This is a genomic window from Winogradskyella forsetii, from assembly GCF_013394595.1.
Taxonomy (GTDB): Bacteria; Bacteroidota; Bacteroidia; order Flavobacteriales; family Flavobacteriaceae; genus Winogradskyella; species Winogradskyella forsetii.
The window spans coordinates 2,809,710-2,823,886 of record NZ_CP053348.1; the positions used below are offsets into that span (position 1 = coordinate 2,809,710).

A 14,177-nucleotide genomic window follows, 5' to 3' on the forward strand; every position below is an offset into this window, starting at 1 on the left:
GCAAATATACAACAAGTTTTTACTTTAGCAAATAGCAAAAAGAAAAAAATTATAATTGTTTTTATTACCTTTGCGCTCTGCAAAAATACACAGAAATATGTTTCATAAAAATATAAAATTAGTCATTGCTGCTTTAATTATTGGTTTTGGTATCTATCAATTCACAGAAGGTTATATTGGTAACGGCATTATGTATATCCTACTTTCTACCATTTTTATTTTCCTTTATTTTAAAAATGAGTTTATCTTATTGGCTTTTTTAAGATTAAGAAAGCAAGATTTCGAAGGTGCTAAAAAATGGCTTGATAAAATAAAGAATCCTGAAGGTGCTTTGGTAAAAAAACAGCAAGGGTATTTGAATTACCTCAATGGTATTATGGTCTCCCAAACCAATATGAATGAAGCTGAGGGTTACTTTAAAAAAGCGATTAATTTAGGATTATCAATGGATCATGATTTGGCCATGGCAAAATTAAATTTAGCAGGCATCGCATTCTCTAAGCGACGAAAGCCTGAAGCCATGAAATTATTAGCTGAAGCTGAAAAACTGGACAAAAGAGACATGCTTAAAGATCAGATAAAAATGATGAAGCAACAGATGAAAAAAGCTGTAATTCCTAAACAACAGTATGGACAGCCAACTTCGGCGCGACAGAATCGTAGAAGTAGACGATAATTAGAGTAATGGCGCCATTAGACGTGCAACGGCTTCAATAAATTTCGTGCGTTTAGAACGGTTTTGCCAAGATTCTAAATCTAACTGTTCGCAATCTTTTAAGTCATCATTAAAAAACCCTGTGAGTTGACCGCTAATTTCTTTATCGTAGATTAAAGCGTTCACTTCAAAATTAATATTGAAACTTCTATAATCCATATTGGTCGTTCCCACTGTGCTAAAAACTCCATCGACCACCATAGTTTTAGCATGAATAAATCCTTTTGTATAATGATATACCTCAACGCCTGCTTCTAATAACATTTCCAAATATGAATTGGTTGCATATTCCGCAATCCAAGAATCTGACTTTTTTGGGACTATAATTTTAACATCCTTGTTACTTCTGGCGATGACTTGAAGCGCTGTTATAATCTCACTATTAGGTATAAAATAAGGTGTTGTAATATACACATGATCATCTGCATTGGTAATGGCTACAAATATGGCTTCCATTATATTAGACCAATCAGTATCTGGGCCGCTTGCCGCAATCTGAACTGGAATGTTTTCTTTACAATTATGTTCAGGAAAATATGTTTTTGTTATTTCTAATTCTGAGCCACTCACAAAATCCCAAGATGTAAAAAATAAAATCTGCAGCGGTTTTACAGCTTCACCAACGATACGAATGTGTGTATCTCTCCAATATCTATCATTATTTGCATTGACATAGTCGTCTGAAACGTTAACACCTCCAACATAGCCAATTTTCCCATCAATAACCACGATTTTTCGATGGTCGCGATAATTCATTTTACCTGTTGAATTTGAAAACCAAACAGGCATAAAGGGATACATTTCTATGCCACAATCTTTTAATTGGCGTTTCATTTTAGAAGATATTGAACTCCCTACATCATCAATTACAATTCTAATCTCTAAACCCTCTTTTGCTTTTTTACACAATAGGTTAAGTAATTCTGTCCCAATTTTATCATCATTAATTATAAAATACTCAAGATGAATGTGATTTTTTGCTTCCTCTATATCTTTAAAAAGCATTTTAAACTTTGCGTCACCATTTTTAATGAGTTTCACATCGTTATTAATAGTCAGTTTCGATTTTTCATTATTATAAAGTAAAGGAATGAGTTTTGATTTTTCTTCAAGAAGATCATCAATTTCTTCAATCTTTTTGGTGTTGAGTTCTAACTGATCTTGAATTTTTTTTACCCTAGATTGATTTAAAACATTTTTCCTGCTAAATAGTTTTGTCTTTCTATATTCTTGACCAAAAAGATAGTAAAAGATTAAGCCCAAGAATGGCAAAGCCAACATCCCAATAATGTAACTTAAAGTCTTAGTAGGGTGTAATTTTTTATGCAAAATTGTGACAACCGCAGACAATGCGATCGTATAATTGAGCACAAATAAAATTTGCCAGATATGGTTTCTAACAAATTCCAAATATTAAGGGGCAGAACTGTAATATCCTTTTTCAGGAATATCAATTACATACGTTTTACGAGTTTTATTATTTAAATGTGGCTCTCTTAACCAAGGATTATGAAGTTTTAAAATTTTATAGTTTATTCCGAAGTGTTTTGCAAACTGTGCAAAATTAGTAACTGCTGTATCCACTTCCACTTTATGGGTTGGCACTGGTTTATACAAATGACTTTTGTTAAAGTTGAATCCATATTTACTTGGATTTGAGAGAATTTCTTTTAATGCTACAATTCTGAACACATAACGGCCAGTTTCCTCTCCTAATAACAAATCGTAATACCCAGTAACATCCTGTTCCTTCAATCGTCTGGAAACACCATAGTTGCCAGCGTTGTAAGCTGCTGCTGCTTTAGTCCATGATCCTAAACTTTCTTTTGCTTTCTTTAAATAATCACAGGCGACTTCTGTAGCTTTTTCTAAATTATAGCGTTCATCCACATTATCATTGACCTCTAAACCATTTTCTCTTCCCGTAGCAGACATAATTTGCCAAACTCCACTTGCGCCTGCAGGCGATTTTGCCGTTTGGACTAATCCACTTTCAATTACTGCTAAATATTTAAAATCATCTGGAACTCCGTTTTTTTTCAAAATTGGTTCTATAATCGGAAAGTACTTTTGAGCACGTTTAAACATCAACAAGCCATTTGATTGCCAATAAGTATTAACCAATAACTCTCGATCCATACGTTCGTAGATGTCTGGATTTTCGATCGGCACGGGCTCACCTGCAAAATTCAAATTTTCTGGCATTTCAAGAGCATACACATTGTAGTTATTCACCATCGGCTCTTCTTTTCCTAATAAATTATCTGAAGGTGCTTTTTCTTCTGGCGATTTTTGCATCGAGAAGATAAACAAGCCTGATATACAGATCACTCCTATTAGTGCTAAACTATTTTTTATGATTTTCATAATTCTATTTTTTTAATTCTTTTTCTTTTTATAAATGTAATCAATATACGGACAAGTTTCAAGTTCAACTTTCAATAAGTTTTGGTAAATTTTCGTTAAACCATTTGTACTTATTAATCACCATAATGTGTGTTCCGCCTTCAACAACGATACAATTTCCTTCACAAGAATAGGGGAAAATAGCGTCATTGTCTCCATGAATATATATGGCTTCTGGGTGTGCTTCTTCTTGATCCCAACAAACCACTTGCTTTATGGCCCAATCGAGATAGGTTTTATCATTTACGGAAAGATATTTTTTGTAGAGATCCACACGTTTTTTTATGGTTTCCCCAAAAGCATATTTAGCCAATAAATCAATATTACTTACTAATTGGGTAGGTAAAATCTTATAAGCTTTGGTTACTTTAAGTAATTTTAACCGTTTTGGTAATTCGTGATGTGATTTTACACTAGAGACCACAAACAATTTTTTAAGCTTTACATATTTACTCATTTCCTGAACCAAAATACCACCGAACGAAACGCCTAAAAGTACCACATTATTGTGCTCAATAAATGTACACATACGTTGGGCATATGCGCTAAGCGTTTCCGTTTTATCAGGAATTTGCCATTCCAACCAATGGATTTTGTATTTATCTTCAGGTAGTTTGATATGCTCAAATATAGAGGGATTGGCAGCCATGCCAGGCATTAAATATACATGAGTCAACTTGGGATTCATAGGTCATTAAACTTTTTAATCGGGACGTCTTAAAGATTTACAATTTAAGGTTTTAACAATAATATCCTAATTTTTTGGATGATTTTTTGTACCTTCGCACAGCAAAACTATATAAATTATAGTATCTACCCTACCGACCGCTGAATTTAATAAAGAAAAATTATGACAGAAACTGCTGAACTAATTGACAATGATTTTCTACGTCAATTTGAATTTAAGGTTGAAAACGACATGGCTATTATTGAGTATTCTTTACAGGAACGTAAGATATTCTTAACAAAGATGATTATTCCTGACGCCTTAAGAACAGACGAATTTGAATTGGATTTTATTGATTTGGTATTCTCAAACATTAAGGAACGAAACATTAGTGTGGTACCAACAAGCCCTGAAATCGCAAAATTTGTAAGACGAAACAGAAAGTATAAACGAATGTTGCCTGTAGGTATTCGTATATAATTTTAGACGTTAGACGTTAGACGTTAGACGTTAGACGTTAGACGTTAGACGTTAGACGTTAGACGTTAGACGTTAGAAAAATAAAAAATCCGAAACTTTGAAAGCTTCGGATTTTTTTTGTTTTAGAGAATGTAGGATTTATATTTTAGTATAAACAAATGTAAGATCTTGAGCTACGACGGCATCAAAATTACTATCGGTAATATACAATCCTTCTTCTATGACAAATGACATCGAATTACCGTTTAATGTACCTACTACATTATCCTCGTAAACCGTACCATCTTCTTCGTATGTTGAAGTGACTGTAATGGTATTTCCATTTACTGAATAAGTGGCAACATCAGTACTTACTTCATTTTCACACTCTATTGTATACATATACTCTGAGGTAGATCCCACTTCCAATTCAGCATAAATATCAGCATAAGAGGTAGACATAATTGTTGCAACGTTATTATTAAAAACAATGGTTTCATTATTATAACAATTCATTTCCTCTAATAAATTAGTACTCACTGTACCATCGTTATTTAAATCATAGGAAGTCCCTGAAACATTCCAAGCTGTGAGTTTCCAAGTACCTTCAATATTACTAGACGTGTTATCATCATCGTCACTAGAACATGAGGTTGTTACAGATAAACTGGTTAAAATAAATAAACCTAGGATAATTTTTTTCATAATTAATATAATTTTTTTGAATTTAGCTGCAAATATAACAGAAGAAACAGATTACACAATCAAATTAGTGTACGAGATGATTTATAAACTCAAACCGAACCAAACCATCTTCATCTATGCTGGTAAGACTCACATTATGAAGCGTATTTACCAATTCCGGGTTCCAAGGTGCCTTTACTTTAACGTAGTTCTCCGTAAATCCATGAATGTACCCCTCTTTGTTCTCGCCTTCAAACAATACAGTTCTTTCCGTGTTTAATTGCTTTTCATAAAACGCACGACGCTTTTTAGCCGATAATCCTCTCAGCATCTTACTGCGCTTGGCTCGTACATTCTTATAAACCGCACCTTTCATTTCTGCCGCTTCTGTATTGTCACGTTCAGAATATTGGAACACATGTAAATATGAAATATCCAAATCATTCAAAAAATTGTAAGTTTCTAAGAAATGCTCATCAGTTTCTCCTGGGAAACCAACTATGACATCCACACCAATACAAGCATGAGGCATCACTTCCTTTATTTTTGACACTCGATCGGCATACAATTCCTTCATGTAACGACGTTTCATTTTTTTTAAGATGTCATTGCTTCCGCTTTGCAATGGAATATGAAAATGTGGTACAAATGCTCTAGATTTTGAGACCAAATCTATGGTTTCGTTTTTTAATAAATTGGGCTCTATGGATGAAATTCTTAGTCGTTCTATGCCATCCACTTTATCAAGTTCAGTAACTAAATCTAAAAACGTATGTTCGTGTTTTTTATTCCCGAATTCCCCTTTTCCGTAATCGCCAATGTTCACTCCCGTTAATACTATTTCCTTAATATTCTGTTCTGAAATTTCTCTGGCATTCTTAAGAACATTCGCCATAGTATCACTTCGGGAAATACCTCTCGCCAACGGAATAGTGCAGTAGGTGCATTTATAATCACAACCATCTTGAACCTTCAAAAACGCTCTGGTTCTATCACCAACGGAGTAACTGCCAACATAGAAATCAGCTTCTTCAATTTCACATGAGTGCACTTCTCCGAAGTCATTTTTCGTTAAGTCGTTTAGATAATCTGTAATCTTGAATTTCTCTGTCGCTCCCAAAACCAAATCTACGCCGTTAACATCTGCTAATTCTTCTGGTTTTAATTGGGCATAGCAACCAATGGCGGCGACAAATGCATCAGAATTATTTTTTTGAGCTTGTTTTACAATGGACTTAAAACGTTTATCCGCATTTTCGGTTACGGAACAGGTATTAATTACATAAATATCTGCCTTTTCCTTAAAATCCACACGGTCAAAACCTTCATCTGTAAAACCTCTGGCAATTGTTGAAGTTTCAGAAAAATTAAGTTTACAACCTAGTGTATAAAATGCGACTTTTTTTGTTGGATTCATTCTTGTACTTTTACCAAGTTGGCAAATTTACAACATATAAGTTATATGCTAAAACTCGCACCATTCTCATTCCATAGATTTCTTTTTGGTACATTACTTTTGATAATATGTTCTTGTACGTCTATAGATAACATTCAAAACGATGATCTCGTTTTTAGATATAACGAACACAAAAACATCGGCTCACTCGATCCTGCCTTCTCAAAAGACCTGGCTGATATTTGGGGAACACATCAGTTATTTAACGGGTTGGTGCAGATGGACGACGCATTAAACGTTAAGCCGTGTATTGCCAAAAATTGGACGATAACCGATAGTGCAAAGACCTACACATTCAACTTGAGAAAAGATGTTCTATTCCATAAGCATGAATTGTTCGGACAAGATTCCACAAGAAAAACAACTGCTTCAGACTTTGAATATAGTTTCAACCGATTGAGAGACAAATCCATTGCATCGCCTGGAAGTTGGGTTTTAAATAAGGTGGACGATTTCTCAGCCCTCAATGATTCAACATTTCAAATTAAATTGAAACAACCTTTTCCTGCATTTCTGGGATTGTTGACCATGAAATATTGTTCCGTCGTGCCAAAAGAGATTGTAGAACATTATGGCACCGATTTTAGGTCGAATCCAATTGGAACAGGCCCTTTTAAATTTAAGCGTTGGGAGGAAAATCTGAAATTGGTCTTTAGACGCAACAATCATTATTTTGAAACCGATTCAACAGGCCAACCACTGCCCTATCTTGAAGCAATTTCAATTACATTTTTACCAGACAAGCAGAGTGAATTTCTTCAGTTTGCACAAGGTAATATTGATTTTGTTTCGGGTTTGGACGGTTCCTATAAGGATGAAATTTTAACGGCTGAAGGAAAATTGAGAGCAAGCTATTCAAATAATGTAAAAATGATTCGTGGGCCATATCTCAACACGGAATATTTGGCGTTTTTTATGGAAACTGAAATAAACACCATTCAATCCAAAAAATTGAGAAAGGCCATTAACGTTGGTTTTGATAAAAGTAAAATGATGACGTATTTAAGAAACGGCATCGGCATTCCTGCATATGGCGGTTTTATCCCAAAAGGATTACCAGGTTTTGATGCTTCTATAGGTTTTACATATCAACCCGAACTAGCCAAACAATTAGTATCTGAATTTAAATCTGAAACGGGCATACAAAACCCTGAAATTACCTTAACCACAACAAGCAATTATTTAAGTTTTTGTGAATTTATTCAGCGTGAGCTTCAAAAAACAGGATTAAACGTTAATGTTGATGTGATACCAGCTTCAAGTTTAAAAGATGCCAAAGCGAATGGCCAGCTCGATTTTTTTAGAGCGAGTTGGATTGCAGATTACCCTGATGCTGAAAATTATTTATCCTTATATTATAGCAAGAATTTTGCACCAAACGGCCCAAATTATACGCATTTTCAAAGCGAAGCCTTCGACCAAATGTATGAAGCTGCATATTTAGAAACTGATCCGCAAGTGAGAGCGCAACTTTATACCAAAATGGATGCTCTAATTATGGACGCTGCACCAATCGTGCCTTTATTTTATGATGAAGTTGTTCGGTTTACGAGAAAGAATGTAGAAGGCTTGGGAATTAATGCTACTAATTTATTGGAATTGAAATTTGTAAGAAAATCAGTTAATATGACGGAAGTTGAATGACGGAAGACGGAAGACGGAATACGGAATACGGAATAGCTAATAGCTTGGGCACAAAGTTCCACAACAAAGGCATAAAGATTCACAAAGAAATGAAGAATTCACTTAACAAATAAATTCTTTTATGTATGGTTAAGTCGAGACGTGACCCTAAAATAATCATTTACCAGAAAATCCCGAGAAATAATACAAATCATCACCACCTTCTCCTCTCAATCGTCTTGAGGATAAATAGCCTGTTGTTAAATCTTCATTTAAGAAAAATGAAAAATCATCTCCACGATCGTTAATTGGTGCATCCAATGAAACTGGTTTTTGGTCGTCATCATTGGATTCCAAATCGTAACTATAGATATCTATACCTCCTTTTCCACCGCGTCTATCGGAAGAGAAGTAAAGCTTATTATCTGCACTGACGAATGGAAAAATCTCAGTTCGAGAGGAGTTAATCTTTTCGCTTAATTTAGTAACTTCACCATAGGTTTTATGGTCCGAAACCGATACTTTATATAAATCTGATTTCCCTTTCGTGCCTTTTACATCGGCAATAAAATATAATGTAGAACCATCAGGGCTTAACGCAGGATGTGCAAAATTGTGATCTGGATCGCAAAATGGCAACGTTGTAAAGTTAGTCCAGCCTATGCCTTCTTCATATTCGGCACGCTGGATCAATAGGTTGAACGTATTCTTATCTTGTAATTTATTCTCTCCTTTTTCCGTATGGTTAGATGTGAAATACATGTACTTTCCGTCTTTGGAATAAGTGGCTACCGACATATTAGACATGCCAACCTCAGGTCTTTTTATAAGCTCCACATTTTTAATTTCACCATTCTCATCTACTGTACCTTCGTAAATACCAAAAAGTTGTTGAGAAAATCCATCTAAAATAGCACGACCTCTCTTAGTCACTAAGTTAGAGCTCAAAAGGATTTTATCATTAACAACCCTTGCCGCAAAATGATCAAGTTTATTATTAATTTTAAGATTTTTAATCTCAACCTCTTGAGAAAATCCAAGGCTTATAAAAAATAAAAAAAGTAGGGTGAATTGGGGTAATCGTTTCATGTTAGTCTCTTCTATAGTGTTTTGTTTCTTCAAATATGTGTTCTAATATAGCTTTGTCTTGTTCCGTAAATTCTTCTTTTCGTCTAGCCATAACCACTTCAGCAACTTCAAATGCTTTATTGGTTTTATAGGTTACAAATCCTTTACTCCCACCCCAAGAAAAACTTGGAACAAAATTCCGTGGAAATCCACTTCCAAAAATATTAGCACTTACACCGACAACGGTACCAGTATTGAACATGGTATTGATACCACATTTACTATGGTCTCCCATCATCAGTCCACAGAATTGTAATCCGGTTTTTGCAAAGCCCTCGGTTTGATAATCCCAAAGTCTGACTTCAGCATAATTATTTTTTAAATTACTATTATTTGTGTCTGCACCAAGGTTACACCATTCGCCTATAACCGAATTTCCAAGAAAACCATCGTGTCCTTTGTTAGAATACCCGAATATCACCGAGTTATTGACCTCACCTCCAATTTTACTATGCGGCCCAACCGTTGTTGGTCCATAAACTTTAGTACCTAATTTTAAAGCTGCATTATTACAAAGTGCCAAAGGTCCTCTAACCATAGAACCTTCCATAACTTCCGCATCTCTTCCAATATATATCGGACCTGAACTTGCATTTAAAGTCGCAAAGTTTAGGATCGCTCCTTTTTCAATAAAAATGTTTTCAGGGTTTACGGTATTTACTGTTGCAGGAATAGGCTGTGACTTTCGATCTTTTGTAATTAAGTTAAAATCCTCAGCAATGGCGTCTCCGTTTTTAGAAAAAATATCCCAAGTATGTTCAATCTTTAAAATATCTCCCTGAAGTTCTATAGCTTCAAATGTTGAGAAATCAGAATGTTCCTCGCCTTCTTTTGCATAAAACGCAATCACGTCTTCATCTTTAAACAATGCCTGATTATGCTCCAAACTCTTTACAATTTCAGCAACCTCATAATTGGGAAGAAATGACGCATTAATCATGATATTATCATCCATTTCAACCATAGGAAACTTATCAGCCAAATAATCTTCCGTAATAGTCGTGGTTGTATATTCTAGATAGGATTCCCATTTTTGACGAATCGTTAAAATACCAACTCTAATATCGGCAACCGGTCTTGTAAAGGTAAATGGCAACAAATTGTTGCGATATGGCCCATCAAATAGTATATAGTTCATAAAAGATTGCTGTTAGAAGCTTGAAAATAGAAGTTATTACTCTAAGTTCCACTAATTAGTGCATCAAAAGTAATCGAATTATAGAAAACAAAAAAGCCTTTCTGTTCTTAGAAAGGCTTTTTTAATTATCTGTGGGCTTCGTTTATTTTTTAAACTTAGCGTATTTGTTTTTGAACTTATCAATACGACCAGCTGTATCTACCAATTTAGATTTACCTGTGTAGTAGGGATGTGATGTTCTAGAAATTTCCAATTTTACTAATGGATATTCAGTACCATCAACGTCAATAGTCTCACTTGTATCTGCTGTAGATTTTGTTAAAAACACATCTTCATTAGACATATCTTTAAACGCTACTACTCTATAATTTTCTGGATGTATTCCTGCTTTCATCACTAAATGCTTTAAATGTATTCGATTTTTCGAGGTGCAAATTTAAGTAATTTTTATAAATGTACAATCTTTTTGATAAATTTTATTTCATAAAAATATGTAACATTTCTCTATCTTTGGATACTAACTAATCAATTAACTACAAAATCAACTAATAATGGAAAAATCTTTAAAATCGTCGGCTACCTCCTACGGAATTTATTTAGCATTAATTTTAACTTCACTGACTATAATTGGCTACGCTGTATATCTCGATCTATTTACCAAATGGTGGTTTGGAATTAGCCAGATGATACTCGTGATTATTTTTGGAATTGTTTCTTCCGTTAAGGCAAGAAAACTTTCAGGAGGATTTATCAGTTTCAAAAATGCTTTTACAGCTTTCTTTATAACTATCGCCATTGGTATCGTAATACCTGCACTTATTGGTTTAGTCATTTTTAATTTTGTTGATCCTGATGCAGCAGCATTATTACAAGAAAAAATAATTCAAACCCAATTGTCCATGATGGAAAATTTTGGGGCTCCTCAATCCGCTATTGACGAAGCAATGAAACAAGCTGAAGCCCAAGGAAGCTTTTTCTCCATTAGTAATTCATTAAAATCTATTGCCTACCAACTTGTCGGCTTTAGTATTGTTGGCTTAATTGTGGCTGCAGTAGTTAAACGAAATGATCCTGACCTTGCTTAAAAATTTTCTCTATTTTTGAAGTCTAGAAATTAGACTACAACTCTATGGACATATCAGTAGTAATACCACTACTTAACGAAGAGGAATCTTTAAAGGAATTACACGATTGGATAGTATCAGTGATGCTGTCCAATCAGTTTTCTTATGAAATTCTATTTATAGATGATGGTAGTACTGACAAGTCTTGGCACATTATTTCCGAACTCGTGGAAATAAACCCGAATGTGAAAGGGATACGGTTTCTAAAAAACTTTGGGAAATCACAAGCCTTGCATGCAGGGTTTGCGCAAGCCAAAGGCGATGTGGTCATTACCATGGATGCTGATTTACAAGATAATCCAGAAGAGATTCCAGAACTTTTCAAAATGATAAAGGAAGAGCATTTCGATTTGATTTCTGGCTGGAAAAAGAAACGTTACGATTCCTATTTTTCTAAAAATTTACCTTCCAAATTATTCAATTGGGCAGCAAGACGAACTTCAGGAGTTAAACTCAATGATTTTAATTGCGGTTTAAAAGCCTATAGCAATACCGTTGTAAAACATATCGATGTTTATGGTGAAATGCATCGCTATATTCCTGTGTTGGCAAAAAATGCAGGATTTACTAATATCGGCGAGAAAGTAGTACAACATCAGGCACGCAAATATGGCCGCACTAAATTTGGCATGAATCGTTTTATCAACGGTTTTTTAGATCTTATCACTATTTGGTTTATTTCGCGCTTTGGTAAAAGACCAATGCATTTGTTTGGTGCTCTTGGCGTAATGATGTTCATTATTGGTTTCGGATTTGCATTCTATTTGGGCATTGACAAATTATTTCTCAATCCAACCGGAAGACTTATCACTGATCGGCCGCAATTCTACATTGCACTATCTACAATGATTATTGGTTCGCAATTCTTTATCGCAGGCTTTCTGGGCGAACTTGTTTTACGTTCTAAACGGGATCAACAACGTTATTTTATTAAAGAAAATTTGAATCTGAAATAAGGTTCAGAATTTATAAGCTTGTTAGTCGGTTTCAAATTGTGAATTGTTTATTTTTGTTAAACAAATTATTCAGCTAATAAATTCTTACAATCATGATTCACATTAAACCAGAAATTTTAGATCGTGTAAACGCTTGGCTAACGCCTACTTTTGACGACGAATCCCAAAAACAAATTAAAAATATGATGGCCTCTAATCCAAAAGAAGTGGAAGAGAGTTTTTATAAAAATCTTGAATTTGGAACTGGTGGAATGCGAGGAATAATGGGCTTGGGCACCAACCGAATCAATAAATATACTTTAGGAAAAAACACGCAGGGCTTAAGCAATTATTTAAAAGAATGTTTCCCAAATGAAGCTATAAAGGTCGCGATTGCCTACGATTGCAGACATAACAGTAATACTTTTGGCAAACTAGTTGCAGATGTTTTTTCTGCCAATGACATCAAAGTTTATTTATTTGAAGATTTAAGGGCTACACCAGAATTATCGTTTGCCTTAAAACATTTAAACTGTCATTGTGGCATTGTGTTGACGGCATCTCATAATCCGCCAGAATATAACGGTTATAAAGTGTATTGGCAAGATGGAGGTCAACTGGTACCACCACAAGATTCAGCTGTAATTGCTGAAATTAATAAATTGGATTATACTGAAATTAAGTTTGAAGCTAATCCAGATTTAATTCAATACATAGGAAAAGACGTTGATGATGTTTTTATTGATGCCTCTGTAAAAAATGGAAGTTTTGACACCTCTGCTGAAGCTAAAGAAAACTTAAATATTGTATTCACATCTCTGCACGGCACCTCAATTACAGCGATACCGGAAACACTAAAACGAGCGGGTTATACTAACGTAAATATAGTTGAAGAACAGCGATTACCAAATGGCGATTTCCCAACGGTAGTTTCTCCAAATCCTGAAGAGCCAGAAGCTTTAAAAATGGCTATGGAATTAGCAGAAAAAGTGGATGGCGATATTGTTATAGGAACCGATCCAGATTGTGACCGCTTAGGTGTGGTGACACGAAATTTAGAAAACGAATTGGTCATCCTTAATGGTAACCAAACCATGTTGTTAATGACCGATTTCCTTCTGAAACAATGGAAAAAGTCAGGAAAAATCAATGGGAAACAATTTGTAGCTTCTACTATTGTTTCTACACCAATGATGACCGTTTTAGCCAATGCTTACGATGTAGAAAGTAAAATTGGTCTGACCGGTTTTAAGTGGATCGCAAAAATGATTAAAGACTTCCCTGAACTGGAATTTATTGGAGGCGGCGAAGAGAGTTTTGGATATATGGTGGGTGATTTTGTTCGAGATAAGGATGCTGTAACTTCCACGCTATTAGCTTGTGAAATTGCAGCACAAGCCAAGGCAAAAGGTAAAACCATGTACCAAGAATTGATTGATCTTTATGTGGAACACGGTTTCTTCAAAGAACGACTAATCTCTTTAACTAAAAAAGGAATTTCTGGTGCAGAGGAAATTAAGCAAATGATGATTGATGCCAAAGCTAATCCACTAAAAGAAATCAATGGTCAAAAAGTGGTTTTGATTGAGGATTATGATTTATCAATTTCAAAAAATCTTCAAACTAACGAAGAAACGACCATAGATATTCCTAAGTCCAATGTATTGATATATTACACAGAAGATGGCAGTAAAATAGCATTGCGACCAAGTGGCACTGAACCAAAAATAAAATTCTATATCAGCGTCAGCACTGATCTTGACAATAAGGCAGACTTCAAAAAAACGGAGCAATTATTGGACGACCGAATTGATGCTATCCTCAAGGATATGAATTTATAAT

At 34.6% G+C, this 14,177-nt stretch carries 14 protein-coding genes; 6 read left to right on the forward strand and 8 right to left on the reverse strand.

From position 1 onward, the window contains the following. Positions 1-97: 97 nt before the first annotated feature. The gene (locus HM987_RS12195; protein ID WP_179008344.1) at positions 98-676 is read left to right on the forward strand and encodes a DUF2892 domain-containing protein; all 579 of its coding nucleotides are present in this window, start codon (positions 98-100) and stop codon (positions 674-676) included. Here HM987_RS12195 and cls read toward each other — a convergent pair whose 3' ends face one another. The 3 genes from cls to HM987_RS12210 form a co-directional block, all read right to left on the reverse strand. Beyond that, the gene (gene cls, locus HM987_RS12200) at positions 677-2,086 is read right to left on the reverse strand and encodes a cardiolipin synthase (protein WP_306293664.1); all 1,410 of its coding nucleotides are present in this window, start codon (positions 2,084-2,086) and stop codon (positions 677-679) included. Positions 2,087-2,128: 42 nt separating this feature from the next. Next, the gene (locus tag HM987_RS12205) at positions 2,129-3,082 is read right to left on the reverse strand and encodes a lytic transglycosylase domain-containing protein (RefSeq protein WP_179008346.1); all 954 of its coding nucleotides are present in this window, start codon (positions 3,080-3,082) and stop codon (positions 2,129-2,131) included. A gap of 64 nt (positions 3,083-3,146) precedes the next feature. Next, positions 3,147-3,809 (reverse strand): alpha/beta hydrolase, encoded by a 663-nt coding sequence (locus HM987_RS12210; RefSeq protein WP_179008347.1) that lies wholly within the window; start codon positions 3,807-3,809, stop codon positions 3,147-3,149. A gap of 162 nt (positions 3,810-3,971) precedes the next feature. On the opposite strand from HM987_RS12210, the gene HM987_RS12215 reads away from it, so the two are divergent. After that, entirely contained in the window at positions 3,972-4,268 is a 297-nt protein-coding gene (locus HM987_RS12215) for an N-acetyltransferase (RefSeq protein ID WP_179008348.1), read from the forward strand. A gap of 138 nt (positions 4,269-4,406) precedes the next feature. Here HM987_RS12215 and HM987_RS12220 read toward each other — a convergent pair whose 3' ends face one another. Both HM987_RS12220 and mtaB read right to left on the reverse strand, forming a co-directional pair. After that, complete coding sequence (locus HM987_RS12220; RefSeq protein ID WP_179008349.1) at positions 4,407-4,952, reverse strand: lipocalin family protein; 546 nt, start codon at positions 4,950-4,952, stop codon at positions 4,407-4,409. A gap of 64 nt (positions 4,953-5,016) precedes the next feature. Then, positions 5,017-6,348 (reverse strand): tRNA (N(6)-L-threonylcarbamoyladenosine(37)-C(2))-methylthiotransferase MtaB, encoded by a 1,332-nt coding sequence (mtaB, locus tag HM987_RS12225; protein WP_179008350.1) that lies wholly within the window; start codon positions 6,346-6,348, stop codon positions 5,017-5,019. Between the two features lie 45 nt (positions 6,349-6,393). On the opposite strand from mtaB, the gene HM987_RS12230 reads away from it, so the two are divergent. After that, on the forward strand, positions 6,394-8,031 hold the full coding sequence (locus HM987_RS12230) for an ABC transporter substrate-binding protein (RefSeq protein ID WP_179008351.1): 1,638 nt from the start codon (positions 6,394-6,396) through the stop codon (positions 8,029-8,031). Between the two features lie 156 nt (positions 8,032-8,187). Here the strand turns inward: HM987_RS12230 and HM987_RS12235 are convergent, their stop codons facing one another. The 3 genes from HM987_RS12235 to HM987_RS12245 form a co-directional block, all read right to left on the reverse strand. Next, on the reverse strand, positions 8,188-9,099 hold the full coding sequence (locus tag HM987_RS12235; protein ID WP_179008352.1) for a TolB family protein: 912 nt from the start codon (positions 9,097-9,099) through the stop codon (positions 8,188-8,190). 1 nt (position 9,100) lies between these two features. Beyond that, positions 9,101-10,276, reverse strand: coding sequence for a GlmU family protein (locus HM987_RS12240; RefSeq protein ID WP_179008353.1), 1,176 nt, complete (start codon positions 10,274-10,276; stop codon positions 9,101-9,103). A gap of 142 nt (positions 10,277-10,418) precedes the next feature. Next, positions 10,419-10,670, reverse strand: a complete 252-nt coding sequence (locus HM987_RS12245) for a type B 50S ribosomal protein L31 (protein ID WP_179008354.1) — start codon at positions 10,668-10,670, stop codon at positions 10,419-10,421. Positions 10,671-10,827: 157 nt separating this feature from the next. Here HM987_RS12245 and HM987_RS12250 point away from each other — a divergent pair, with 157 nt between their 5' ends. The 3 genes from HM987_RS12250 to HM987_RS12260 all read left to right on the forward strand — a co-directional run bounded on the left by HM987_RS12250 (position 10,828) and on the right by HM987_RS12260 (position 14,176). After that, positions 10,828-11,361 (forward strand): DUF4199 domain-containing protein, encoded by a 534-nt coding sequence (locus tag HM987_RS12250; protein WP_179008355.1) that lies wholly within the window; start codon positions 10,828-10,830, stop codon positions 11,359-11,361. Between the two features lie 44 nt (positions 11,362-11,405). After that, complete coding sequence (locus HM987_RS12255; protein ID WP_179008356.1) at positions 11,406-12,356, forward strand: glycosyltransferase family 2 protein; 951 nt, start codon at positions 11,406-11,408, stop codon at positions 12,354-12,356. 92 nt (positions 12,357-12,448) lie between these two features. Continuing rightward, positions 12,449-14,176 (forward strand): phospho-sugar mutase, encoded by a 1,728-nt coding sequence (locus HM987_RS12260; protein WP_179008357.1) that lies wholly within the window; start codon positions 12,449-12,451, stop codon positions 14,174-14,176. Position 14,177: the final 1 nt, after the last annotated feature.